The organism is Amycolatopsis sp. NPDC004368, assembly GCF_053602515.1.
Window position 1 is genome coordinate 25,274 of record NZ_JBSGDT010000037.1, and the last position, 23,093, is coordinate 48,366.

Genomic DNA, 23,093 nt, shown 5'->3' on the forward strand with positions numbered 1-23,093 from the left:
TCTCCGCACACCGAAGCCGACCGCAAAGGTTCAGACTATCGTCGCAGCGCTCGCCTGCACGCTGGCCCTCGTCGCCTGCGGGAACGACCGGGGCGCGGCGCCGGCCACGAGCGGCGCGCCCCCTCCCACGGCAAGCACGCCCACGGTCTCGCCGAGCACCAGTGCGCCCGTCCCAGGTAAGCTGTCCTGCGCGGTGACCACGTCAGGGTGGAGCACGAACGCGCGAAGCTCCCCCTCGATGAGCCGGGACGCGCTGTACCTCGTGCGGACCGGTCGCCACGACTGTTTCGACCGGGTCGTGTTCGACCTCAACGGCATGGCCGAGGCCGGGTTCGCCGTTAGCTACGTCCCGGTCGTCACCTCCGATCCGAAGGGCGACCCGCTGCCGGTTCCCGGCGGCGCTGCCCTGGAGGTCGTCGTGCGCGCTCCGGCACTCGGCACCGACGACTCCGGCCGGATGCTCGCCAACACCGGAGACGAGTTGGTGACAACGCCCGGCTGGCCGGCACTGCGAGCCGTGCGCTTCGCGGGCTCGTTCGAGGGTGTGAGCACGTTCGCCGTGGGGGTCCGCGCGACCCTGCCGTTCCGCGTTTTCACGCAGGTCGGGTCGCAGGACCGGATCCGCCACGTGGTGCTGGACATCGGGCACTGAGCCGTGGACCGGCTGAGCCCCCTCGACGCGGCCTTCCTCGAAATCGAGGACGAGGATCGCCGCTCGTCGCTCGCCATCGCCTCGCTCTCGATCGTCGAAGGACCCGCGCCGAGCCAGGACGAATTCGTCTCGGCGGTGCTCGCACGGCTGGACACGGTCCCGCGGTTCCGCCAGAGGATCCGCACGGTCCCCTTCGACCTCGGGCCGCCGATCTGGGTGGACGACCCGGAGTTCGACGCCGTGCGGCACTTCAGCCGGGTGGCGCTGCCCGCGCCGCACGACAAAGCGACGCTCTGCGACCTGGTCGCCCGGTTGATGGGTGAACGCCTCGATCGAGACCGGCCGCTGTGGGAGTTCCAGGTCGTCGAAGGACTGCCCGAGGGGCGCTGGGCGATCCTGGCCAAGGTCCACCACGCACTGGCCGATGGACAAGCAGCTGCTCGGCTGCTCACCGTCCTCTTCGGCGAGACCCCGACCGGATCGCCGCGTCGTCGACAGGCACCGGATCCCGGCGCGGCGAACCTCCTGCTGGACGCGGTCGGCACGATGCTGCGCTACCCATGGGACCAGACCTGCCTGGTGGCGAAAAGCCTTCTGCACCCGACCCAGGTCGCGAGCCGCGTGACCGACGCGGCACGCGGGCTGGCCGCGATGACGTCGGCACTCCTGCCCGCGTCGCCTGCTCCGTTGAGCGGACCGCTCGGACACGATCGCCGGTACGCCACGGCGTCGGTTCCCCTGGCGGACGTCAAGGCCGTGGCCGACGCGTTCGACGTCACGGTGAACGACGTCCTGCTGACCGCGGTCACCGGCGGGTTCCGCGAGATACTGTTGCAGCGCGGCGAAACCCCGTCCGCCGGCAGCGTGCGATCACTGGTCCCGGTGTCGGTGCGGACGGATTACTCCCTCGAGAACGAGGTTTCCCTTCTGCTGCCCCTCTTGCCGGTCGACCTGCCCGATCCGGTGCAGCGGCTCGTCCGGGTGCACCGACGCCTCACCGCGCTCAAGGCCGGCAAAGAAGCGGACGCGGGCACCTGGGTGACCGCCACCGCCGCTCACGAACCATTCGCACCGATCGCCTGGGCAGTCCGGGCCGCCGCGCACCTGCCGCAGCGCAACATCGTGACCGTGACGACGAACGTGCGAGGTCCGGAGGAGCCGTTGTCCGTCCTCGAGCGCCGGATCGTCGAGATCTACCCCTACGTCCCCATCGCACTGCGGATTCGAACCGGAGTGGCGATGTTCAGCTACGCCGGGAGCGTCACGTTCGGGGTCACCTCCGACGCCGCCACCGTCCCGGACACCCGGGCGCTGGCCGACGCGATCAGCAGAGACGTCACGGCCTTGCGCGCCACCGTCACCTGATCACCGGCCGGCCGCGGCGAACTCCGCGCCCAACGCGCCGACCAATGCCTCCGGGTCGGGATCGGCTCGCGGTCCGTGCCGAACCGAACCGCACTTGTCCGGCGTAGGTGAAGACGCGCATGGTGATCGCCTGGCGGCCGCTGCACGGCGCCCAGCCGACGATCCCCTCGACGTCCGTGCCGGCCGGCGTCATCGGCTCAGCCGGGCCGGGCACGTTCGTCAGCACCCCGACGGCCTTCCCGGCGAAGCACCGGCTCATCGCCAAGCCAAGCGGCGCCGGGCTCCGCGCCACGGCGTACGGGGGCCCGAAGGTGGGAACCGGTTCGTAGCCCCTGATTCAGGCGATGGGGTCGTGCACCTCCGCGAGCCGCTCGGCGAAGGTCGGACGCCCGAGTGGGGGCTGCGCCGGCACGAGCGCGAAGTGGTTGCCCAGCGCGACCGGCAGCTCCTCGTCGAGCGGCGGGAGGCTGACCGGGATCAGCCAGCCGAGGCCCGGTTCGCCATCGCACAGCCCGTTCGCGGTCGACCGGCCGAGCAGGTCTCCGGCGCCGATCGAGCTGTGCCACACCGTCGTCGCCCCCGCAACGCCGGCCACCACCGTCGCGCCGAGCACCGGCAACGCCACTACCGCACTCCCGTCGCCTGCGAGGACACCCGTGCCTGCAATGAAACGCCGTCCCGCGCCGCTCGAATCTTCCGTTCTGCCCGAACCGCGAGGACGAAGGGCCCTACGACCGGACGGAACGCGCAGCACACGATCGGGCAGAACCGCCGACGACAGGGAGAAGACGATGACGGTACGGCTCGGAATCAACGGCTTCGGCAGGATCGGGCGGGACATCCTGCGCTGCGTGCTGGAAACACCGGACAGCCCGATCGAGGTGGTAGCGGTCAACGACATCACCTCGCCGGAGATGCTGGCGCACCTGCTCGTCCACGACTCCACCTACGGCAGGCTCCGCACTGCCGTCGAGATCGTCGACGGCGAAGCCCTGCGCGTCGGGGACCACTTGATCCAGGTGGGGGCCGAAGCCGATCCCGCTCGGCTGCCCTGGGACGAGTACGGCGCCGACGTAGTCGTCGAGTCGACCGGCAGGTTCCGCACCCGCGAGAACGCCGGCGTGCACCTGGCCGCGGGCGCGCGGAAGGTCGTGATCACCGCGCCCGGCAAGGACGTCGACGTGACGATCGTGCTCGGGGTCAACGAGGACGACTACGACCCCGCGGAGCACCACGTGATCTCGAACGCCTCGTGCACCACGAACTGTGTCGCACCGATGGTGAAGGTGCTGCACTCGGCCTTCGGGATCCGGCGGGGCCTGCTCACGACGATCCACAGCTACACCGGCGACCAGGCGCTGCTGGACCGTCCGCACAAGGATCCCCGCCGTGCCCGGTCGGCCGCGGTCAACGTCGTGCCCACGAGCACCGGCGCCGCCAAGGCGATCGGGCTCGTGCTGCCGGCGCTGGCCGGCAAGCTCGACGGAGTCGCCGTGCGGGTTCCGGTCGAGGACGGTTCGCTGACGGACCTGACCGTCGAACTCGAGCAGCCGGTGACCGCGGACCAGGTCAATCACGCGTTCGCCGAAGCCGCCGAGCGCGATCTCAAGGGCATCCTGCGCTACACCGAGGCACCGGTCGTCTCCCGCGACATCATCGGCGATCCCGCCTCGTGCGTGTTCGACGCGCAGCTGACGAAGACCGACTCACACTTGGCGAAGGTGTTCGGCTGGTACGACAACGAATGGGGATACGCCACCCGCACCGTGGAGCTGGTGGAGCTGATCGGTCGGTCCTTGGCGTAACGCCGAAGCGGGTCCGCTGAGAGGAAACGTCATGCGAGAACGCAAGCGATGGCACGATCTGGACGGCCCGGAACGCGCCATGATCATCGTCGCAGCCGGCGTGCAGGTAATGCTGGCCGCCGGGGCCTGGTGGGACCTCGCCCACCGCCCGGCGGAGCGCGTCCGTGGCCCGAAGTGGTTGTGGGCGCTCGTGATCGCCGTCAACTTCGTGGGACCGATCCTGTACTTCTCCTGTGGGCGGGCAGGTCCGCGGGAGAACCGACCGGCCAACTCCGACACAGGCGGGGTGACAGCAGCGACCTCGGTCCGCTTCGGATGATCGAGCGAGAATTCGCCCAAGGGCCTTCAAGACGGTGACCTTCGGCCCCGGGAACCATTGCGGCATCGGCACAAACTTACTCCGACAACCACGTCGGGCCGTTCGAACCGATGTTCCACGCCTGGGCCGGCACCTGGTGGACCGACTGGCTGTTCATGCTCGGGCTCGCCGGCGTGGCCGCTCGCGAAGACGATGAGCACCGGCGACGCGACGCACTCCGCCAACCCGATCGTCGACTACCACGTCATCTACGCGCTCGTCCTCGTCGTCCTAGTGGCAACTTCGGCCGGCCACACCTGGGGGCTCGGCCGTCGCTGGGCCGGCTTCGTCGGCGAGCACCGGTGGCTGTGCTGAACCCAGGTGCTCCATGGGCGACCGTCGACCGGCGGGCGCCCATCCTGCTCCTTTCCACCAGAAACGAGGAGAGAAGATGAAGGCACTCGTCTACGACGGGGCTGGCCGTCGCGGTCGCGTGCGGCCGGTGCGAGTACCGCCGGAGCGCGGCCTACGGCCAGTTCCTCGGCGGGGGCGGCTGGATCCTGGCCCACACCATCGACGGCGTGCCGATCGAGTACGTGCGCGTCCCGTTCGCCGACACGTCGACCTACGTGCTGCCCGCCACGGTGAGTGACGAATCTGCGCTGATGCAGGCCGACATCGTGCCGACGGCGTACGAGGTGGGTATCGCAACGGGACGGTCAAACCCGGCGGCACCGTGGTGATCGTGGGAGCCGGGCCGATCGGGCTCGCGGCAGTCACCAATGCGCGGTTGTTCGGGCCTGCCCCGATCGTCGTGGTGGATCGGGAAACTTCGCGGCTCGACGCGGTGAAGTCGTTCGGGGCCGACGGTCTCGTGCAGCCGGCCGGCGCCACGGCCGCGGTCGCCGAGGCAAGCGGCGGCCTCGGGGCGGCCGTCGCGATCGAGGCGGTGGGACGCCGGAGACGTTCGAGCTGTACACCCGGCTGGTGCGGCCGGGCGGGCACGTCGCGAACATCGGCGTGCACGGCCCCCCGGCCACGCTGCACCTGGAGCAGCTGTGGATCAAGAACGTCACCATCACGACCGGACTGGTCGACACGTCCAGCACCCCGATGCTGGCCGCGGGCCGGCCGGAACACGAGCCGGTTCGTCATCCACCGGTTCGGGCTCGACGAGATGGAGGAGGCCTACGACGTCTTCGCCCACCCACAGGACAGCAACGCGCTGAAGGTGGCGCTTCTCCGGAGTTGACCGGCGCGCGCAGGCGCCCTCGTCCGGTAGTCACTCCGCACGGTCGACGCTCGCTGCACCGGCCCGGTCTCGTGCCGGAGGGGCCATCCGGCACAAGAACTAACGGAGACCGGCCATGCACGCACGCGACATCATGAGCACCCCGGTGCTGGCGTTGACGCCGTGGAGGGTGGGCGTGTCGTCGGCGTCGTGTCGTTCCGCGACGTGCTGAGGTCCTCGGCCGGCAGCACGCGCCGCTGAGCACCGTCGAGGCGCTCACCACAGCACGCGTTCGCCGTCGTCCGGGACGACAGCGCACCAGCCGGCTCGCGCGTGTAGCGTTTTGGCGAGCGCGCGCGACGCGTCGGGCTCGCCTTCGACGAGGAACGCGGTTTCGGGTGGTGGCGCCGCCATCGCCCACGCCTGCACCTCCGCGGGACCGGCGAACTCACCGGCGAACTCACCGGTGCCGGCCAGCACGGTCACCTCCGCCCGCACCGGCAGGTACCGTCCGTGGATCTTGAGGTGCCGAGCTCCCTGAGCGAGTTGCGCCACCCGGGTTCCCTGCCCCTGGGGGCCCAGCAACACAACACCGGCGCGTGCATCGGGGAGCACGGTGGCGAGGTGCCCCAGGACGCGACCGGTGTCCGCCGTCGCCGGACCGGCCACGACGATCGACGGCCGGTCGGGAGGGCCCCCGTTCGTGTGCTCGGCGAACAGCCCGGGCAGCTCAACGCGGATGTCCTGGCGCAGCTCGGACCATCGCTCGGCCACGGCCCGCCGATGCACCTCGACGCCCGCCAGGCCCGCCGGGCCGTCGAGCACCACCGGCAGCCGCGGGATCCGCCCGGCCTCAGTCAAGTCGTGGATCATCGTCAGCACCACTTCGGTGCTGCCCACCGCCGAAGCCGGCACCACGACGCCGCCGCCCCGCTTGAGCGCTCGGTGGATCGCCCCGGCGAACCGGCCGGCCACGTAGCTGTCACCGGCCGGCCGAGGCGCCGCGAGCACGACCGCTTCGGTCGGCGGACGGGGGTCCGGCGGCCCGAGCAACGGGTGGCCGGCACTGCCGAGCGGGCCCGAGAACACCACCGAGCGGCCCCCGATCGACACCCGCACCCAAGCAGCACCGAGCCGCCCGCCGGCGTGGCCGAACTCGAACTCCGCTCCCTCCAGCCGACGCGGGGTGCCCCACTCGACCGCCCGGACCAGGGAGACCACGCGAGCGACGTCGTCCTCCCGGAACGGCGGCAGCACCGGACGGCGAACGGACCAGCCACCCACCTCCGCCGCCACCGCGTCCTCCGCGAACTGCCGAGCGGCATCGGACAACGCGACCGGCAGCAGAGCAGCGGTTCCCGGCGTCGCGTACACCGGCCCGTGCCAGCCTTCTGCGACCAGCTGCGGCAGGAAGCCGGAGTGCGCGAGGTCCGCGCTCGGCAGGATGACCGCGTCGGCCGAGTGCAGCTCGGCCGGCCCCGGCGAAAAGTTGCGCTGCCATGCCACCTCCGGTCCCGCGCAAAACCCGCATCCGATCAGGAGCGTCGTGCTGGGGCCTTCCACGAGGTAGCGCACGCCGGAGACACCTGCCACCCCGCCGAGAAAGGTCAACGCCGGACCGGGCCGCCTCCGCTCACGACGATCCGCGAGGCAGCCTGCGCTCGGCACGTCGGCCTCCTGATCCGTCTCGGCCATCGATCTTCCTTTCACCGCAACGGATTGCGCGGCTCTGGCGCTGTACTCGGATGTGCTCGGGTTTCGGCAGCGCGCGCCGGACGACCCCTGGTCGCGCGGCGGAAAAGCTCGTCCGCGCCCCACACCAGGACCGGCATGGGCAGCAGCAACGCGATCACCCACCCGGGCAGCGCGGCCGTGTCGAACAGCGCCTGCATCGGCGGCAGATAGATCAGGGCCGCCGCGAAGGCGATTTCGAAGGCGATGCCGCCCAGCAGCAGACGGTTCGTGGCGAGGCCGACCGACCACAGGGACACACGTTCGGTTCGGGCCGCGAACGCGGTGCCGACCTGGCACGCCACGATCGCCGCGAAGCTGGCTGTCGTCGCCTGCAGGTAGGCGTGGTGCAGGGGCGCACCGGCGGCGATCTCGGCGCCCGGGTGCCAACCGGCCACGGTCAGAACCGCGAAGTACACACCCAGGACCAGGACGCCCGACAGCAGGCCCATGATCCCCCACGCGCGCAGCAGCATCCGCCCCGTGACCACACCCTCGGAGCGCCGGCGGGGACGCCGGGACATCAACCCGGGTTCCGCGGGCTCACGGCCGAGCGCCAGCGCGGGCAGCGTTTCCGTGCCCAGGTCGATCGCGAGGATCTGCAGCACGGTCAGCGGTAACGGGACCGCGCCGCCCGAAACCGCGAACAGCAGGAAGGGAAGCACCTCGGGCACCGCGTGCGCGAAGATGTAGAGCACGAACTTGCGGACGTTGTCGAAGACCCGGCGCCCTTCCCGCACACCCGCGACGATCGTCGCGAAGTTGTCGTCGGTCAGGACTACCGTCGCGGCCTCCTTGGCCACGTCCGTACCGCCGACGCCCATCGCCACCCCGATGTCGGCGCGGCGCAACGCCGGCGCGTCGTTGACGCCGTCCCCGGTCATGGCGACGACCTCGCCGCAGTCGCGCAGCGCGTCGGCGATGCGCAGTTTGTCCTCGGGCGCGGCTCGGGAGAACACGATCTCCCCGCCGGCGGTCAAAGCTTCGTCGAGATCCTGCTCCGGCAGCCGAGAGAGGTCCTCTCCGCTGATCACGCGATCGGCACCGATTCCCACCCGGCGCGCGACCTCCGCGGCGGTCAGGCCGTTGTCCCCGGTCACGACATGGACGATGATCCCGGCCGAATGGCAGTCGGCCACCGCCGCGGCGACCTCGGGACGTGGCGGGTCGACCAGGCCGACGAGGCCGAGCAGGCACAGGTCCGACTCGGCTTCGCCCCGGCCGCGCGGCAGCTCGGGCAGCTCGCGGCGGGCCACGGCCAGCACGCGCAACGCCCGGCCCGCCATCTCGTCGACGCGCCCGGCGATCGGCGCCCTCAGCTCGGGGGTGAGCGGGATCTCGGCGCCGCCGGCATCCAAGACCGTGGCACACAGGGGCACCACCTGCTCGGGCGCACCTTTGGTCGCCACGCGCAGCGATGCGCCGGCATGGTCCACGGTGGACATCCGCTTGAGCCTCGGGTCGAACGCGTACAGGCTCTCGCGATCAACCGCACGCTCGGCCGGGGTGAGCACGGTGCCCTGCTCGGCCGCGAAGCCCAGCAGTGCCAGCTCGGTCGGGTCGCCGGTTTCGGCGGCGAGGTCGGCCGTGCTGCACCGAGCCAGTGTCTCGGCTAGCACACCGGAGTCCGGCAGGATGTCGCCGAGGGCGCCGCTGACTTCCTCGACGTGCATTGCGTTGCGAGTGAGCGTGCCGGTCTTGTCGGTGCAGATCACCGTCGTGGAGCCGAGAGTCTCGACGGCCGAGAGCCGTTTGACCAGAGCGCCCGCCTTCGCCATCGACCGCACGCCCGCGGCCAGGGCGAGGGTGATGGTCGGCAGCAACCCTTCCGGGACGTTCGCGACCAGCAGCCCGATCGCGAACACGAACGCCGCCGACCACGACAACCCGGCCAGCCAGCCCAGCGGCAGAAACGCGAGCCCCACCAGCACGGCTACGCCGGCGATCAGCCAGGCGACCCGGCGCACCTGCCGTTCCAGTGGGCTCTCCTCGCGGCCCACCCGGGCCGACAGGGACGCGATCCGTCCGATCTCGGTGTGCCGCCCGGTCGCGTGCACGACTGCACGAGCGGCACCGGCAACGCACACCGTGCCGCTGAACACCAGCACCGGCGAATCCAGCGGCCGGGCCGCGTCGTCGGTGGCGGCGGCCGTGCGCGTCACCGGCAGCGACTCTCCTGTGAGCATCGACGCGTCGACGTCGAGCAGGCCCTCGATCAGCCGGGCGTCAGCCGGGACCCGGCCGCCTTCATCCAGCAACAGGACGTCTCCGGGCGCGAGCTCGGCGACGGGAACGTGTTGGGGGCTCCCGTCGCGCAGTACCGACGCTCGGGCAGGCAGGTAGCGCCCGAGCGCTTCCACGGCCTTCTCTGCCTGCTGCTCCTGGACGAACGCAAGCAGGCCGTTGAGCACGATCACCCCGGCGATCGCGATCGCCAGGTTCGTCGTGCCGGCCACCCAGGCCAGCGCGCCCGCGAGCCAGAGCAGCAGCGCTAGGGGGTGGACGAACTGACGGACCAGTTCCAGCGGCCACTTCCGGCCACCGTGCGCCGGCAGGGTGTTCGGCCCGCTCACCTGCAGGCGCCGGGCGGCTTCCCGTGCGGTCAAACCGTTCGGGCCGGTACGGAGGTCCCGCAGCAGCCGGACGACAGGCTCGCGGGCGTCGATCGCCGGAGCGTCGGCTACCCCGGGCTTGGGTCTCAGGTGCATCGTCATCGTCGGGTTTCCTTCGCTTCGGGGCCCGCAGTCAATCCCGCAGGCGGCGCAGGAACGGGTCTGCCGACGAGGGCCGCTCGAACCGCGCTCGGACGTCGAGCGCCACGCAGCCCTCGGCGCGGACCCGCACCGGGTTGAGGTCCAGCTCGGCGAGCTCGGGCAGGACGTCGGTGAGCCGGCTGACCTTGAGCAGCAGGTCCCGCACCGCGGTCCGGTCGAACTGTTCCGGGGCCCAGAGCGATTTCGACGCGCGCAGACCCTCCAGGAGCAGGTCGGCGTCGGCGACGCTGAGCGGCGCGAGCCGCGCAGCGCGGTCGTCGATCAGGTCCGTGTCGACCCCGCCCAGGCCGAACACCACCAGCGGACCGAACACCGGATCCGAGCGCACGCCGACGAGCAGCTCCCGGCCGGGTTGGGCCATCGGCTGGACGGTGACCCCGCGCAGGGAAGACCCGAACCGCGCCCGCAGAGTGCGGAACGCTTCGAGGATCCGGTCGGCGCCCCGGACGTTCAGGAGAACACCACCCCCGGCGCTCTTGTGCAGCAGCCCGTCGGCGTCGGCCTTCAGCACGACCGGTGACTCCAGGTCGGCGACCGCTGCGGCCATCGAGTCGCCGGCTTCGACGTACCGGGTCTCGACCACGGGGACACCGGCCAGCCGCAGCAACTCGGCGGCGTCCACGGGCGACAGCCAACCTTCCCGCCCCGCGGCGAACGCCCGCAGCGCGGCGGGATCTGCCGACGAGGCAAGGGGTTCGTCGGCTTCCGGCCGGCGCAGCCATTCCTGGTAGCGCACCAGCCGCGCCAGCACCGCGGCGGCAGCCGCCGGGTCGTCGTAGCAGGCGGTCACTCCTCGGCGGCTGCCGGGGACGAGCGATGTGACGCGCGCACGCTGCCCCGGCCGGACCGCGAAGACGGTCTTGTACTCGGGCGGCAGCACCTCGGCCAGCGCCGTCCCGGGGTCTCCCACGGCGGTCGGCACGGTGGCGGCGATCACCGCGTCGACGCCGTCATCGGCGAGCACCGCGCGTAGCGCTCCGGCGAACACATCCGGCGGAACGGCCGCGGTCGTGTCAACCGGGTTGCACACCGCGGCCTCGGGCGCAAGCAATCCGGCGAGCCGGTCCCGGGTCCGGCCCGACAGCTCGGCCATGACCAGGCCTTCGCGCTCGCACGCGTCGGCAGCGAGGACTCCGGCGCCACCGGCGTTGCTGACCACGGCCACCCGCGGGCCTCCCGGAAGCAGCTGCCACGACAGTCCGGCGATGACGTCGACCAGCTCCGCGACCGTGTCGACCGCGATGATGCCGGCCTGCTCGAAGAGGGCGTCGCGCGTGACGGCCGGAGTCGCGGCGGCGGCGGTGTGCGAGGCCGCGGCACGCTGTGCGGTCCTGCCGCTGCCCGAACGGACGGCGAGCACCGGGCGGGTGCGGCCAAGCTGCCTGGCCAGACGGCTGAACTTGCGTGGGTTGCCGAACGACTCCAGGTACAGCACGGCGAGCTCGGTACGGCGATCGGCCGTCCACCACATCAGCAGGTCGTTGCCGCTGACGTCGTATTTGTCGCCGGTGGAGACCAAGGTCGAGACGCCGAGACCGAGGTCGCCCAGCGACTCCGCCAGAGCGATGCCGACACCACCCGACTGGGTGACGACGCCGATGTTCCCCGGCCGGACGGGCGTCGCGAGGAACGTGAGATCGTACGGGCAGGCCGGGTCGGTGGAAGCCACGCCGAGGCAGTTGGGCCCGACGAGCCGCATCCCGTGTTCCCGCACCGCCGTGTGGACCCGGGTGCCGGCGTCGGTCCCGGTCAGGCCCGAGGAGATGACGACGATCGCCCGGACCCCCCGCTTCCCGCACTCTTCGACCGCCTCGGCGGCCGGTGCCGCGGGCAGACACACGACCGCGAGTTCCGGTGTCCGTCTCAGCCGAGCCACGGACGGCACGGTGGGCACGCCGAGGATCTCGACCGCGTGCGGGTTCACGACCTCGACCGGCCCCGGGTAGCCCGACGCGACCAGGTTGGCCAGAACCGCGTGGCCTACTGATCCCGGCCGCCGACCCGCACCGATCACGGCGATCGAGGACGGCCTGAACAGGTGAGCCAGGCTGGCTGCGTCGGCGACCGCGTCGCGCTTCAGCACCGCGTCCAGGTAGTCGGGGTCCTCGTCCAGAGTCAGCACGACGTCCCGCTCGGGCCCACCGATCGCGGCCTCGAACCGGAGGCCGAGGTCGGACAGGACGTGCAGCACCGGGGCGTTCTCGGCGAGCACCAGCGCGACGAAGCGCTTCAAGCCGGCTTTCCGGGCGTGCGACACGAGGTGTTCCATCAGCAGCGTCGCGACGCCGTGCGTGCGCAGCGCCGCGTCCACGACCAGCGCGACCTCGGCCTCGTCGGAATCGCCGAGGACCTCGTAGTTGGCGACGCCGACGAGCAGGCCACCGCGGTAACAGCCCACGGCGTAGTGCCCGGGACCCGGATCGGCGGCCATCTCGCCGGCCAATTTGTCCAAAGTGGCCGGTCGGGCGCCGAAGAACCTGAAGTAAGTGTCCTGCTTGGTGAGCCGAGTGTGCAGCGCGAACACTGCGGCGGTGTCGGGAGGGTGCAACGCCCGCACGAGCACCACCTCGCCGTCCGTGAGCAGGGCCCGGGAGCCCGCTTCCACGCTCATCGCTTCTCCTCGGGACACAAGGATGGGCGCAACCGGCCGAACCGGCCACGCCCACCGCGGTGGCCACCTAGTCGTTGGTGACCTGGATCTTCACGCGCTTGTCCTGCGGGTGCTCCGAGACGGGCATCGAGATCTCGAGGATGCCGTCGGAGTACGTCGCCTTGACCTTCGCCGGGTCGGCACCCGCCGGCAGGGTGATCGTCCGGCCGAAGGTGCCGTAGTAGAACTCACTGCGCCCCTCGGCGGTCTCCCTCGCCTCCCGTTCGGCCGTGATGCTGAGCAGACCGTTATGCGTGGTCACGGAGATGTGCTCCGGGTCGAATCCGGGTAGCTCCGCACGGACGACGTACTTTCCATCCTCTGTGGACTCCTCGATGCGCACGGGGTTGTGCTCGGCGAACGGCCAGGGGTTCTCCAGCCACGCCGCGATGCTCGGCAACGCCAGGCGCGAACCCGGCACCAAACCAGTCATCCTGTTCTCCTTCCTCCGCGACGACCTCGTCACACCACAAGGAGACCGTCCGGACCGCGCGTGCCGACGCGGCCGGACTACCCGAACTGCGGGGACCTTCGTCACCGGCGGAGGTCGCGCTCCAACACGCTGGAGGCCGAGCACCCGAGCGCAACGCCGTCGACCGAGCCACGTGCCGGCAGAGCCCGCTTCCCGAGCCGATTTCCCGTCGCCCGTCAGCGATCTTGATTTCGCAGCTCCGTAGCTAAGACCGCGGCCTGAGTCCGGCGTTCCATGCCCAGCTTGGTCAGCAGCCGGGACACGTAGTTCTTGACGGTCTTCTCGGCCAGGAACATCCGCTCCGCGATCTGCCGGTTGGTCAAGCCTTCGCCGATCAGCTCCAGCAGCTTGCGCTCTTGGTCCGAGAGGTCGGTCAACGGGCCCTTTTTCGCCTGGCTGTTGCGCAGCTTCGCCATCAAGGCCGCCGCCGCGTGGGCGTCGAGCAGGGACTTGCCCGCGCCGACCTCCCGAACCGCCGATACGAGGTCCATGCCCTTGATGTCCTTGATCACGAACCCGGAGGCGCCGGCCATCACCGCGTCGAGCATGGCCTGCTCGTCGGTGTACGAGGTGAGCATCAGGCACTTGAGTTCGGGCAGCTTCGAACGCAGCTCGCGCGCGAGCTCGATGCCGTTTCCGTCGGGCATTCGCACGTCCAGCACAGCCACGTCGGGTCGCAGTGCCGGGATCCGCGCGAGTGCGTGCGATACGTTGCCGGCCTGCCCGATCACCGTGATCTCCTCGTCCTCGTCCAGTAGGTCCGCCACACCGCGACGCACGACCTCGTGGTCGTCCACGAGAAAAACGCGGAACATCGGGAACCTCCCGGGTCAAGAACGATGACGCGGATCAGCGTACGATCGCCGGCTCCCGGATCGCGATGACCAAAGTCCCCGAACTCAGGGCGTAGGTCATGTCAGCTCCACCGGGGAACGACGAGGGCCCCCGACATGGGCATTCGCACGTCCGGCGGTCAGCTCACTTCGGATCAGGAAATCTTGTAGACGGCGTACCAGGTCCGCCGTCCCAGCCGCTGCACCGCCAGGGTGAGGTGCTCGGCTCGGCGGTACAGCTCCCGCAGACGCATTTCGCGGCGGGCGTCCGGCTCCGTCTCGAGGCCTGCGATCGCCCTGCGGTACGCGTGCTCTGCGCGATCCAATGAGGACACCGCGGCATCGGCGCGTCCGGCCGCATCGGGGTGTGGCAACAGGCCCAGGGCCGCTTGCAGCTCGTCGAAAGCAGCGACCGCGGTGAGCACCATCGCCTCGAGGTGGTCATCAGGCGGCGTACGGGAGAGATTCGACTCGCGGATGAGCATGTACGCGGCGTCAGCGATCTCACCGAGCCGCTCCGCCAGCTCGAACACATCCTCGGCCTCGATGGGGGTGCTGAACGCCTCTCGCACAGCCACGAGCACCTGGCGGCGTTCTGCCGACTGGACCAGCAGCGGCGCGCGCAGGTCCCCGTCCGCCGGTTGGCCCCGCACCCAGCGGGCCAGAGCGGCCAGTACCTCGGACACGGTGTCGGCCTGGTCCCGCAAAAGCCCGAGCACGTCGGGGTTGTTCGGCAAGAACCAGGCCTTCGGCAACTTCACGCCATCCACCTCCACACGGGCAGCGCGACGGCGCCCAGCACGGCACATGCCGGCAGGGTGACCAGCCACGCGGAACAGATCTCGCCGACAACCGGCCACCGCACGTGGTGAGCGTGGCGGCTGGCGCCGGCTCCGACCACTGATGCGGCGACGACGTGAGTCGTGCTGACGGGGGCGCCGGCGGCGGCCGCGGTGAGGATCACCGCGGCCGAGGTGCCCTGGCTCGCCAAGCCGTCGACCGGGCGCATCCGGTAGATGCCACGGCCGATTGTCTTGACCACCCGCCAGCCACCGAACCCGGTACCGAGGGTCAGCGCCGCCGCGGCGGCGAGCTTCACCCACAGTGGCACGACGAAGGCGCCGAGGTACCCGGTCGACACCAGCAGCAGTGTGATGACGCCCATCGACTTCTGGGCGTCGTTCGCACCATGGCTGAAGGCCAGCGCACCCGAGGTGACCCATTCCGACCGCCGGATCAGCGTGTCCGCCCGGCGGCGCGCCCGGCGCAGGCCCCGGCGCGCGAGACGGTCGGCGCCCGCGCCCAGCCCGGCGCCGAGCACCGGTGACACGGCAAGGCCGGCCAGGACCCCGAGCACGCCTGAGACGTGGAACCCGTCGACGCCGCCCCAGCGGACCCCCGAAGGCCCGGTGACGGCGACGCACGCTCCGACCAGGCCGCCGACGAGCGCGTGCGACGAGCTCGACGGCAACCCCCGCCACCAGGTGAGTACGTTCCAGATGATCCCGGCAGTCACCGCCGCGCCGACCGCGGGCAGCACGTCCGAAGCCGGAAGCCGGACCACGCCGCCGACCGTGTCGGCGACCGTGGTGCCGGCCAGAAGCGGACCCGCGACGTGGCAGGCGGCGGCCAGCAGCAGCGCCGCTCCGGGGGCGGCAGCCCGCGTCGCGACCAGCGCGGCCACCGAGTTCGCCGAGTCGTGGAACCCGTTGGTGAAGTCGAAGACCAGGGTGATCATGATCGCCACGGCCAGCACAGCCGTGGTGCTCACGGCTCACTCCTCCCAGGCCCAATTCCGCACCTCCGGCAGGTCCTCACCGTGCTCCCGGATCCAGCGGCGGTGGCGGCCCTGTTCCTCGGTCATGTGCTGCCGCAGCAAGCCCGCCGTGGCGACGAGCCCTGGCACGCGGTCGATCACGTCGATGACCAGCTGGAACCGATCCATGTGGTTGAGCACCAGCATGTCGAACGGCGTGGTCGTGGTGCCGTGCTCGGTGTACCCGCGGACATGCAGCCCGGCGTGGTTCGTGCGCCGGTAGGCCAGGCGGTGGATCAGCCAGGGGTAGCCGTGGTAGGCGAAGATCACCGGCCGGTCCGGGGTGAACAGCGCGTCGAACTCGCGGTCGCCGAGGCCGTGCGGGTGCTCGGAGGCCGGCTGCAACCGCATGAGGTCGACGACGTTCACCACGCGCACGGCCAGGTCGGGCAGCGCCGCTCGCAGGATCTGCGCGGCCGCGAGGACCTCCAGTGTGGGCGCGTCGCCCGCACAGGCGAGCACGACGTCCGATTCGCGGTCGGCGTGGGTGCTGGCCCATTCCCAGATGCTCGCGCCGCGGGCGCAGTGCAGAGCGGCCGCCTCGGCGTCGAGCCAGTCGGGCGTGTCGTTCTTGCCCGCGACGACGACGTTGACGTAGTCGCGGCTGCGCAGGCAGTGGGCGGCGACCTCGAGCAAGGTGTTGGTGTCCGGCGGGAAGTAGACCCGCACCACTTCGGCGCTCTTGTTGGCGACGTGGTCGACGAAACCCGGGTCCTGGTGGGAGAAACCGTTGTGGTCCTGGCGCCAGACGTGCGAGGTGAGCAGGTAGTTGAGCGACGCGACCGGCCAGCGCCACGGGATCTCCCGGTGCACCCGCAGCCACTTGATGTGCTGGTTCACCATCGAGTCCACGATGTGCACGAAGGCTTCGTAGCAGGAGAACAGTCCGTGCCGCCCCGAGAGCAGGTACCCCTCGAGCCACCCCTGGCACAGGTGTTCCGAAAGCACCTCCATCACCCGGCCGTCGCGCGAGAGGTGCTCGTCGACCGGTTCGACCGCGGCCTGCCATTCCTTGGCGGTGACGTCGTAGACCGCGTCGAGCCGGTTCGACGCGGTCTCGTCAGGCCCGAAGAGGCGGAAGTTCGCCCGGTCGGCGTTGAGCGCGAACACATCGCGCAGGAACCGACCCAGGACGCGGGTCGGCTCGGCTACCGTCGCGCCCGGCCGTGACACGTTGATGGCGTGGGCCGCGGTATCCGGAAGTGCGAGCGGACGCAGCAGGACTCCGCCGTTGGCGTGGGGGTTCGCACCCATCCGGCGCTCACCCGACGGGATCATCGCCGTGACGTCGGCGACCGGGCGGCCACGATCGTCGAAAAGCTCTTCGGGACGGTAGGAACGCAGCCAGTGCTCCAGCAGCCGCAGGTGCTCCGGGTTGGTCCGCACTTCGGACAACGGAACCTGGTGCGCCCGCCAAGTCCCCTCGACCTGTTGTCCGTCCACAACCGACGGTCCTGTCCACCCTTTGGGGCTGCGGAGCACGATCATCGGCCACCGGGGACGGTCGCGGTGGCGGTGGATCACCGCGAGGTCCGCGACCGCCGAGTCGAGTGCGGCGGCCATCGCCTGGTGCATCGCCTCGGGTTCGCTGCCTTCTACGTAGATCGGTTCGTACCCATAACCCCGCAAGAGGGCATCCAGCTCGGTCGGTGCGATGCGCGCGAGCACGGTGGGGTTGGCGATCTTGTAGCCGTTGAGGTGCAGGATCGGCAACACCGCACCGTCGCGTGCCGGGTCCAGGAACTTGTTGGCGTGCCAGGACGTGGCGAGCGGACCGGTTTCGGCCTCTCCGTCGCCGACCACGCAGGCGACCACCAGGCCGGGGTTGTCGAACGCCGCGCCGAAGGCGTGCGCGAGCGAGTACCCCAGCTCACCACCTTCATGGATCGAACCGGGCACTTGCGGCGCGACGTGGCTGGGAACGCCGCCCGGGAACGAGAACTGCTTGAACAGCGCCCGCATGCCCTCCGCGTCCCGCGTGACGTCCGGCCAAGCTTCCGAGTAGCTGCCTTCGAGCCAGGTGCTGGCCAGCAGTGCCGGGCCGCCGTGCCCCGGGCCGGTGACCATCATGGCGTTCAGGTCGTGGGTCAGGATGGCCCGGTTGAGGTGGGCGTAGACGAAGTTGAGGCCGGGTGAGGTTCCCCAGTGCCCGAGCAGCCTCGGCTTGACGTGCTGGGGCAGCAGGGGCTCACGCAGCAGCGGGTTGGCCATCAGGTAGATCTGACCGGCCGCGAGGTAGTTCGCGGCCCGCCACAGGGCGTGGACCTGGGCCAGCTCGGTGCTGCCGAGCACGGCCGGCCGGTTGCCGAGCGCGGTCATGCCTCGGCCTCCGGGCGGACGACGATCACCGGGCACGCTGCGCGCTCGCCCAGTGCCTGGCTCGTCGAGCCCAGCGCCATCCCGGCGAAGCCGCCCCGGCCGCGGCTGCCGACGACGACAAGCCGGGCCGTCACGCTCGCCTCGATCAGAGCCTGACGAGGCCGATCCCACACCAGGCGCCGCTGGATCCCGACGTCCGGGTACTTCTCCTGCCAGCCGGACAACCGCTCGTCGAGGAGCCGCCTCTCGCACTCGTCGAAGGCGCCCGGGTGGGCGGAATCGGCCGTGTTGTGCGCGGCACCGTCGTGCCAGGCGTGTAGCGCGACCAGCGGCGCGCCGAGCAGCGAGGCCTCTTCGAACGCGACAGCGATGGCCTGATCGCCGGTCGGGCTGCCGTCCACACCGACGACGACCGGACCTGCTCCGGGTTCACCTTGGCCGCGGACGACCACGACGGGACAGTGCGCATGAGTGGCGACCGTCGCCGCGGTGCCGCCGACCAGCCGCTCGGTGAAGCCGCCGGCCCCGGTCTTGCCGACGACGACCATCCGGGAGTGGCGCGATTCTTCGATCAGCACGCGCGCTGGGGTTTCGTCGGGCAGCTCCGTCGAGACGGCGAGGCCCGGGTCGAGGCTCAGCGCGAGCCCACGAGAATCGGCGACGACGCGCCGCCCGTCCGCAAGGATCGCGTCGAACAATGCTTCGGCCCCCACACCGAAGTAATACGGGCCGGCGAACTGGAGCCCGTGCACGATCTTCAGGCCGACGTGGCGGCGTGCCGCGGCCCTGGCAGCCCACGCGACAGCCGCTGTGGAGCCGGCCGAGCCGTCCACGCCGACGGTGATCCTGGGTTCGGTCGCGCTCATCGGGTCTCCCCCTCGTCCGGGCGGCTCGGCACCGCTGTGGTCATCGAGTGAAGTGCACCCACAGGTCGGTCCCGTTCGTGTCGCGACCGAGCCTAGAAACGCGCTGTCCCCTGCACCGCTGGCGTCTGTCACCGGTCCCGGGGACTTACGTCCCCCGCATTGCATGTCCACAAAGGACGAAAACCGCCGGAGATCAAGGGTGAGGACCGCACTTCATGCGGACGGCAGCGTGAAATACGCCTCCTCCTCCTGGGCGAAGTGCAGGGTGAGCACCGCGTCCAGTCCGTAGAGCGTGGCGCGCAGGTCGTCGACCTGGTCGGGCTGGATGCCGTCCGGAGCCTCCCCGAGGTGCCGGTTCAACCGCCGCGCGAGCCGGGCTATCTCGGCGTGCTCGCGGCTCATCGGGAAGGTGCCCTCCGGGCCGCCCAGTGCGTCCGCCAGCGCCGGATAGAGTTCGCTCTCCTCCGCGTACTCGTGCGGCAGCAGCTGCTCGGTCACCAGCCGGGCGGCCGTGCGGACGGCGCGGTCCGCCGCCGTGGTCGCACCTCCGGCGAGGGAATCGGCGGCCTGGCGCACCGCGGTCCGAGCCGGGAGCAGCCGTTCGTGCTCGCTCTCGAACCGCCTCAGCACTCCGGCGGGAGCCGGGGCGCCGGTGCGAGGAGCATGCAGTGCTCGCAGCGCGTTCAAGATCACCGCGACGTCGATCGCCTCCTGTACCAGGGCTCCGAGCACCGGAACCAGGAAACCACCCGCCGCGGCCAGCATGGCCACGATCGACAACGCCGTGCCGGCGACCGCGCTCTGCACCGCGAGCCGGTGCGAGCGTCGGGCGATCTCGGCCGCGTCCGCGAGCCGGGCGAGCCGGTCGTCGAGGATGACCGCGTCGGCGGCTTGCGCGGCCGCGGTGGCGCCCCGTGAGCCGAGCGCGACTCCGACGTCGGCGGCCGCCAACGCGGGGGCGTCGTTGACACCGTCGCCGACCATCACCGTCACCCCGCGCGCACGAGCGGCTTCGACAGTGCGCAGCTTCTCCTCCGGCGTGGCCTCGCCCTGGACGTCGTCCAGGCCCAGCATGGAGGCGACTTCACGCGCGTTGTCGACGCGGTCTCCGGTGAGCAGCCGGATGTCACGGAGGCCGGCCGCCCGCAGTCTCCGCATCGTGCGGGCGGCATCCGGCCGGATCGGGTCCTTGGCGAGCAAGGCGGCGACAGGTTCGCCGTCGCACTCGACCCACAGCACCGACGCCAGGTCCAGCCGGCCACGGCGGGCGGCGCCACGAGCCCACGTCGGCAGCTCCGCGCCGGCGGGCTGGCGGCCCACCCTGACTCGGCGCCCGCCCACCATGCCCTGGACGCCGGATCCGACCTCCTCCGTGACGTCCTCGGCGTCGGCCGGCACGACGTCGGCAGACGAAGCCGCGCGCACCACGGCCGCCGCCAGCACGTGCGGCGAGAACTGCTCCACCGCAGCGGCTTGCGCGAGTACCTCGGCCGGGTCGTGACCCGGCGCGCACACGAGGTCGGTGATCTCAGGCCGTCCCGTGGTCACGGTGCCGGTCTTGTCCACCAGCAACACCGCGGCGCTGCCGAGAGCTTCGAGCGTGGCGCCGTCCTTCACCACGACCCCGGCCTTGGACGCCCGTGACATGCCGGCGGTGACGGCGATCGGAACCGCCAGCAGAAGCGGGCACGGCGTCGCGGTCACCAAGACCGCGACGGCGCGCTCCGCCTCACCGGTCAGCAGCCAGGCGAGCGCGGCGATCAGGAGGGCGACTGGCAGGAACCAGATCGCGACGCGGTCGGCGATCCGGGCGACCCGCGCCGACCGGGCGGCCGCTTGTTCGGCAAGCCGTACGACCCCGGCGTAGGCGCTCGCCGCGGCGGTGGCGCTCGCACGGACGTCGACGGCGGCGCCGGCGTTCAGCACGCCGCTGCGGATCGTGTCGTTCGCCTGCCGTGTCACCGGGAGCGGTTCACCGGTGAGCGCCGACTCGTCGAAGATGCCGCCGTCCGGCACGACGCCGTCCACCGGCACGACCTCGCCCGGCAGAACGACGACGAGCTGACCGGCCCGCACCGAGTCGACCGGCACGGTCTCGTGACCGGCCGCGGTACGCAGGTGAGCCACGCGGGGCGCTCGCTCGAGCAACGCGGTCAGGCTCCGGCTCGCCCGCCGCCGCGCACCGGCTTCGAGCACCCGCCCGGTGGCGACCATGGTCGCGACGATGGCCCCGGCGAGGAACTCCCCCACCGCAACTGTGGCCGCCAGGGCGAGCACGGCGAGCAGATCGGCACCCCATCGTCGCGCGCGCAGGTCGGCCGCGACCCACGCCACCGCGGGCACGAGCGTGAGCACGACCGCCCCCGCCCACACCCAGTCCGCGACTCGAGCCGCACCCAGCCACCACGCGACTGCGCCTCCTGCCACGAGGAGCAGGACTCCGGCGAGCAGCGCGGTCTCCCGCAGCCGCGGCGGTATCGCCTCAGTTCGCACGTCGGCCCGCGCCGCCCGGCAACGCGACCACTGGCACGGTGTTCCCCGCGTTCTCCGCGCGGGCGAAGGCATCGATCGGTTGTGGCACGGCTTCCTCCTGGTAGCAGGAACGGACATCGAGTTCCGGCGACCGGCTCAGGCCACGTCGTTCCACACGTGGTCGAGGCGGTTGCGCACCTCGACGACACCGGACAGGTCCCGGATCAACGTTCGTTTCAGCACGACATCACCGTGAGTGAAGACCGTCACGAGGTCGCGACGCGACAACACCCCGCCGACACGGTCGTCGCTCAGCACGAACAACCGGCCCACGCCGCGCCGGGCGAACTCCTCCGCGGCCGCCGAAAGCGGCGCGCCTGCGTCGATGGTGACGGCCGGGCTGGTCATCAGATCCTTCGCGAACGCAAGCGGTCGCCTTGCCGGCCGGCCGACGCTCACGCCACCGGGACTTGCGACCGTCCCACAGGTGCGGAAGCAAGTCCGCCTCCGAGACGACGCCGACGAGCACGCCGGTCTTGTCGAGCACGCCGACCGCGCTGATCCCGGTGCCGGTGAGCAGCCGCGCGAGGTCCTCGAACGGAGCCTGCGTGGAAACGGTGATCGGGTCGGCGGTCATCATCGCGGACGTGGTGCTGCTCATGGGCGCACTCCTCCGTGGCTCAGGCGATTTCGGCGCGGACGACCATCACCGGACAGGCCGCGTGGTGCAGCAGGGCCTGGCTCGTCGAACCCAGGACCAGGCCGGTGACCCCACCGCGGCCCCGGCTCCCGACGACGAGCAGCTGCGCGCCATGGCTCGTGGACAGCAGCCGGTGGCGCGGCTTGTCGTGGTCGACGCGCCGCTCGACGCGGACGTCCGGGTACTTCTCCTGCCAGCCGGCGAGCCGCTCGGCCAGCAACCGGTGGCCGGACTCCCGCACGGTCTCGCCTTGGAATGCGACGTTGCCGTCGCTGAACAGCCCCGCACTGTCGCCATCGTGCCAGACGTACAGCGCGACGAGCGGGGCGTTGCGGATTGAAGCTTCTTCGAAGCCCCATGCGATCGCCGCTTCGCTCAGGGGGCTGCCGTCGCAGCCCACGACCACCGGGCCGTCGACGTTTTCGGCGCCGCGCACGGCCACCACCGGGCAGTGGGCCTTTGCGGCGAGGTCGACGTCGGGCGAACCGCTGAATAGCCCTGCGATCGCCCCGGCCGGCTCGCCGGTCACCAGCAGGTGCGCCCGGTGCGAAATCTCCAGCAGCGCCGGGACTGTTCCGCGGTCACTGGCTTCCGTGGCGATCTCGAGCCCGGGCACGGCTGCCTGCACCGTCGCGCGCGTGCGGCGCAGCAGACCGTCCGCCTCGGCCTGCTTGACCGCGAGCCACTCCGACGGCGGGTAGACCTTGCCGCCGAAACCGGTGTCCTCGATGCCGTACGCCGTGAAAACCAGCAGCGGCACGTCCCTTCGAACAGCTTCTGCGGCCGCCCACAACGCGGCCGTCGCGGCGGTCCCCGAGCCGTCGACCGCAACGACTATCGGGTGGTTGGCGGTTGCGCTCATGAGGCCTTCCCTCCGGCTCCGGTGCGCTCACCACGCATCCGGGAACGACGGTAGGGCGCGGCCGCCGCCGCCGCTGCGGTCGTTCGTCCCCAGGCCCCGGGACCAAGGTCAGCCCCGGCTCGACGGACTTTCGGACAGCTCGGCGTGGCCACTGCGCGGTTCAGGCGACCCGCAGCACCGCCGCGCCGTTCACGAGGTCACCGGCCAGATCGGCGAGCGCCCGGTCTGCTTGGTCCAGGGCGTACCG

21 protein-coding genes and 1 pseudogene are annotated in these 23,093 nt (G+C 71.3%); 7 read left to right on the forward strand and 15 right to left on the reverse strand.

Annotation, left to right across the window (positions count from 1 at the left end; translation table 11 throughout):
* Nucleotides 1-238: 238 nt before the first annotated feature.
* A complete protein-coding gene (locus tag ACWEOE_RS34715; protein ID WP_452016756.1) occupies nt 239-652 on the forward strand; it encodes an AMIN-like domain-containing (lipo)protein in 414 nt (137 codons plus the stop codon).
* Between the two features lie 3 nt (nt 653-655).
* Nucleotides 656-2,017 carry a wax ester/triacylglycerol synthase family O-acyltransferase gene (locus tag ACWEOE_RS34720; protein ID WP_452016758.1) on the forward strand — a complete coding sequence of 454 codons (1,362 nt, stop codon included), beginning with the start codon at nt 656-658 and terminating at the stop codon, nt 2,015-2,017.
* Here the strand turns inward: ACWEOE_RS34720 and ACWEOE_RS34725 are convergent.
* A complete protein-coding gene (locus ACWEOE_RS34725; RefSeq protein ID WP_452016760.1) occupies nt 2,010-2,276 on the reverse strand; it encodes a WS/DGAT domain-containing protein in 267 nt (88 codons plus the stop codon). The genes ACWEOE_RS34720 and ACWEOE_RS34725 overlap by 8 nt on opposite strands.
* 78 nt (nt 2,277-2,354) lie before the next feature.
* Complete coding sequence (locus tag ACWEOE_RS34730; protein WP_452016761.1) at nt 2,355-2,642, reverse strand: hypothetical protein; 288 nt, start codon at nt 2,640-2,642, stop codon at nt 2,355-2,357.
* Between the two features lie 166 nt (nt 2,643-2,808).
* Between ACWEOE_RS34730 and gap the strand changes: the two genes are divergently transcribed.
* From gap to ACWEOE_RS34755, 5 genes are all read left to right on the forward strand, one after another.
* Nucleotides 2,809-3,822 (forward strand): type I glyceraldehyde-3-phosphate dehydrogenase, encoded by a 1,014-nt coding sequence (gene gap, locus ACWEOE_RS34735; protein ID WP_452016763.1) that lies wholly within the window; start codon nt 2,809-2,811, stop codon nt 3,820-3,822.
* Nucleotides 3,823-3,853: 31 nt separating this feature from the next.
* Nucleotides 3,854-4,141 carry a PLD nuclease N-terminal domain-containing protein gene (locus tag ACWEOE_RS34740; protein WP_452016765.1) on the forward strand — a complete coding sequence of 96 codons (288 nt, stop codon included), beginning with the start codon at nt 3,854-3,856 and terminating at the stop codon, nt 4,139-4,141.
* Between the two features lie 192 nt (nt 4,142-4,333).
* Nucleotides 4,334-4,495 (forward strand): hypothetical protein, encoded by a 162-nt coding sequence (locus ACWEOE_RS34745; RefSeq protein WP_452016767.1) that lies wholly within the window; start codon nt 4,334-4,336, stop codon nt 4,493-4,495.
* A gap of 206 nt (nt 4,496-4,701) precedes the next feature.
* Nucleotides 4,702-4,863 (forward strand): hypothetical protein, encoded by a 162-nt coding sequence (locus ACWEOE_RS34750; RefSeq protein WP_452016769.1) that lies wholly within the window; start codon nt 4,702-4,704, stop codon nt 4,861-4,863.
* Between the two features lie 74 nt (nt 4,864-4,937).
* Entirely contained in the window at nt 4,938-5,372 is a 435-nt protein-coding gene (locus tag ACWEOE_RS34755) for a hypothetical protein (protein WP_452016839.1), read from the forward strand.
* 255 nt (nt 5,373-5,627) lie between these two features.
* Here the strand turns inward: ACWEOE_RS34755 and ACWEOE_RS34760 are convergent, their stop codons facing one another.
* From ACWEOE_RS34760 to ACWEOE_RS34820, 13 genes and pseudogenes are all read right to left on the reverse strand, one after another.
* On the reverse strand, nt 5,628-7,046 hold the full coding sequence (locus ACWEOE_RS34760) for an MBL fold metallo-hydrolase (protein ID WP_452016771.1): 1,419 nt from the start codon (nt 7,044-7,046) through the stop codon (nt 5,628-5,630).
* An 11-nt stretch (nt 7,047-7,057) separates the two neighbouring features.
* Nucleotides 7,058-9,796 carry a cation-translocating P-type ATPase gene (locus ACWEOE_RS34765; protein WP_452016773.1) on the reverse strand — a complete coding sequence of 913 codons (2,739 nt, stop codon included), beginning with the start codon at nt 9,794-9,796 and terminating at the stop codon, nt 7,058-7,060.
* Between the two features lie 31 nt (nt 9,797-9,827).
* Entirely contained in the window at nt 9,828-12,467 is a 2,640-nt protein-coding gene (locus tag ACWEOE_RS34770) for a GNAT family N-acetyltransferase (protein ID WP_452016775.1), read from the reverse strand.
* A gap of 67 nt (nt 12,468-12,534) precedes the next feature.
* Nucleotides 12,535-12,939, reverse strand: coding sequence for an Hsp20/alpha crystallin family protein (locus tag ACWEOE_RS34775; RefSeq protein WP_452016777.1), 405 nt, complete (start codon nt 12,937-12,939; stop codon nt 12,535-12,537).
* Between the two features lie 215 nt (nt 12,940-13,154).
* Entirely contained in the window at nt 13,155-13,793 is a 639-nt protein-coding gene (locus tag ACWEOE_RS34780; RefSeq protein WP_452016779.1) for a response regulator transcription factor, read from the reverse strand.
* A gap of 173 nt (nt 13,794-13,966) precedes the next feature.
* Nucleotides 13,967-14,572: a DUF47 domain-containing protein gene (locus ACWEOE_RS34785; RefSeq protein ID WP_452016781.1), complete on the reverse strand. Its 606-nt coding sequence runs from the start codon at nt 14,570-14,572 to the stop codon at nt 13,967-13,969.
* Nucleotides 14,569-15,582: an anion permease gene (locus ACWEOE_RS34790; RefSeq protein WP_452016783.1), complete on the reverse strand. Its 1,014-nt coding sequence runs from the start codon at nt 15,580-15,582 to the stop codon at nt 14,569-14,571. The genes ACWEOE_RS34785 and ACWEOE_RS34790 overlap by 4 nt, the downstream gene beginning before the upstream one ends.
* A 3-nt stretch (nt 15,583-15,585) precedes the next feature.
* On the reverse strand, nt 15,586-17,946 hold the full coding sequence (locus ACWEOE_RS34795; RefSeq protein WP_452016785.1) for a phosphoketolase family protein: 2,361 nt from the start codon (nt 17,944-17,946) through the stop codon (nt 15,586-15,588).
* The gene (locus ACWEOE_RS34800) at nt 17,943-18,812 is read right to left on the reverse strand and encodes a universal stress protein (RefSeq protein ID WP_452016787.1); all 870 of its coding nucleotides are present in this window, start codon (nt 18,810-18,812) and stop codon (nt 17,943-17,945) included. Before ACWEOE_RS34800 ends, ACWEOE_RS34795 begins: the two co-directional genes overlap by 4 nt.
* Before the next feature lie 213 nt (nt 18,813-19,025).
* Nucleotides 19,026-21,305 (reverse strand): heavy metal translocating P-type ATPase, encoded by a 2,280-nt coding sequence (locus tag ACWEOE_RS34805; protein WP_452016789.1) that lies wholly within the window; start codon nt 21,303-21,305, stop codon nt 19,026-19,028.
* Between the two features lie 135 nt (nt 21,306-21,440).
* Nucleotides 21,441-21,692 carry a CBS domain-containing protein gene (locus tag ACWEOE_RS34810; protein ID WP_452016791.1) on the reverse strand — a complete coding sequence of 84 codons (252 nt, stop codon included), beginning with the start codon at nt 21,690-21,692 and terminating at the stop codon, nt 21,441-21,443.
* A 136-nt stretch (nt 21,693-21,828) separates the two neighbouring features.
* Nucleotides 21,829-21,945: pseudogene (locus ACWEOE_RS34815) on the reverse strand (CBS domain-containing protein); the annotation flags it as partial.
* 19 nt (nt 21,946-21,964) lie between these two features.
* Nucleotides 21,965-22,846, reverse strand: a complete 882-nt coding sequence (locus ACWEOE_RS34820; protein ID WP_452016793.1) for a universal stress protein — start codon at nt 22,844-22,846, stop codon at nt 21,965-21,967.
* Between the last annotated feature and the right edge of the window lie 247 nt (nt 22,847-23,093).

Excerpts from the sequence above, each read along its gene's own strand:
- ACWEOE_RS34775 (WP_452016777.1), bottom strand. The coding sequence starts at position 12,939 with ATGACTGGTTTGGTGCCGGGTTCGCGCCTGGCGTTGCCGAGCATCGCG.
- gap (WP_452016763.1), top strand. The coding sequence starts at position 2,809 with ATGACGGTACGGCTCGGAATCAACGGCTTCGGCAGGATCGGGCGGGAC.
- ACWEOE_RS34745 (WP_452016767.1), top strand. The coding sequence starts at position 4,334 with ATGAGCACCGGCGACGCGACGCACTCCGCCAACCCGATCGTCGACTAC.
- ACWEOE_RS34740 (WP_452016765.1), top strand. The coding sequence starts at position 3,854 with ATGCGAGAACGCAAGCGATGGCACGATCTGGACGGCCCGGAACGCGCC.
- ACWEOE_RS34810 (WP_452016791.1), bottom strand. The coding sequence starts at position 21,692 with ATGACCAGCCCGGCCGTCACCATCGACGCAGGCGCGCCGCTTTCGGCG.
- ACWEOE_RS34820 (WP_452016793.1), bottom strand. The coding sequence starts at position 22,846 with ATGAGCGCAACCGCCAACCACCCGATAGTCGTTGCGGTCGACGGCTCG.
- ACWEOE_RS34800 (WP_452016787.1), bottom strand. The coding sequence starts at position 18,812 with ATGAGCGCGACCGAACCCAGGATCACCGTCGGCGTGGACGGCTCGGCC.
- ACWEOE_RS34795 (WP_452016785.1), bottom strand. The coding sequence starts at position 17,946 with ATGACCGCGCTCGGCAACCGGCCGGCCGTGCTCGGCAGCACCGAGCTG.
- ACWEOE_RS34770 (WP_452016775.1), bottom strand. The coding sequence starts at position 12,467 with ATGAGCGTGGAAGCGGGCTCCCGGGCCCTGCTCACGGACGGCGAGGTG.
- ACWEOE_RS34780 (WP_452016779.1), bottom strand. The coding sequence starts at position 13,793 with ATGTTCCGCGTTTTTCTCGTGGACGACCACGAGGTCGTGCGTCGCGGT.
- ACWEOE_RS34765 (WP_452016773.1), bottom strand. The coding sequence starts at position 9,796 with ATGACGATGCACCTGAGACCCAAGCCCGGGGTAGCCGACGCTCCGGCG.
- ACWEOE_RS34715 (WP_452016756.1), top strand. The coding sequence starts at position 239 with ATGAGCCGGGACGCGCTGTACCTCGTGCGGACCGGTCGCCACGACTGT.
- ACWEOE_RS34725 (WP_452016760.1), bottom strand. The coding sequence starts at position 2,276 with ATGAGCCGGTGCTTCGCCGGGAAGGCCGTCGGGGTGCTGACGAACGTG.
- ACWEOE_RS34760 (WP_452016771.1), bottom strand. The coding sequence starts at position 7,046 with ATGGCCGAGACGGATCAGGAGGCCGACGTGCCGAGCGCAGGCTGCCTC.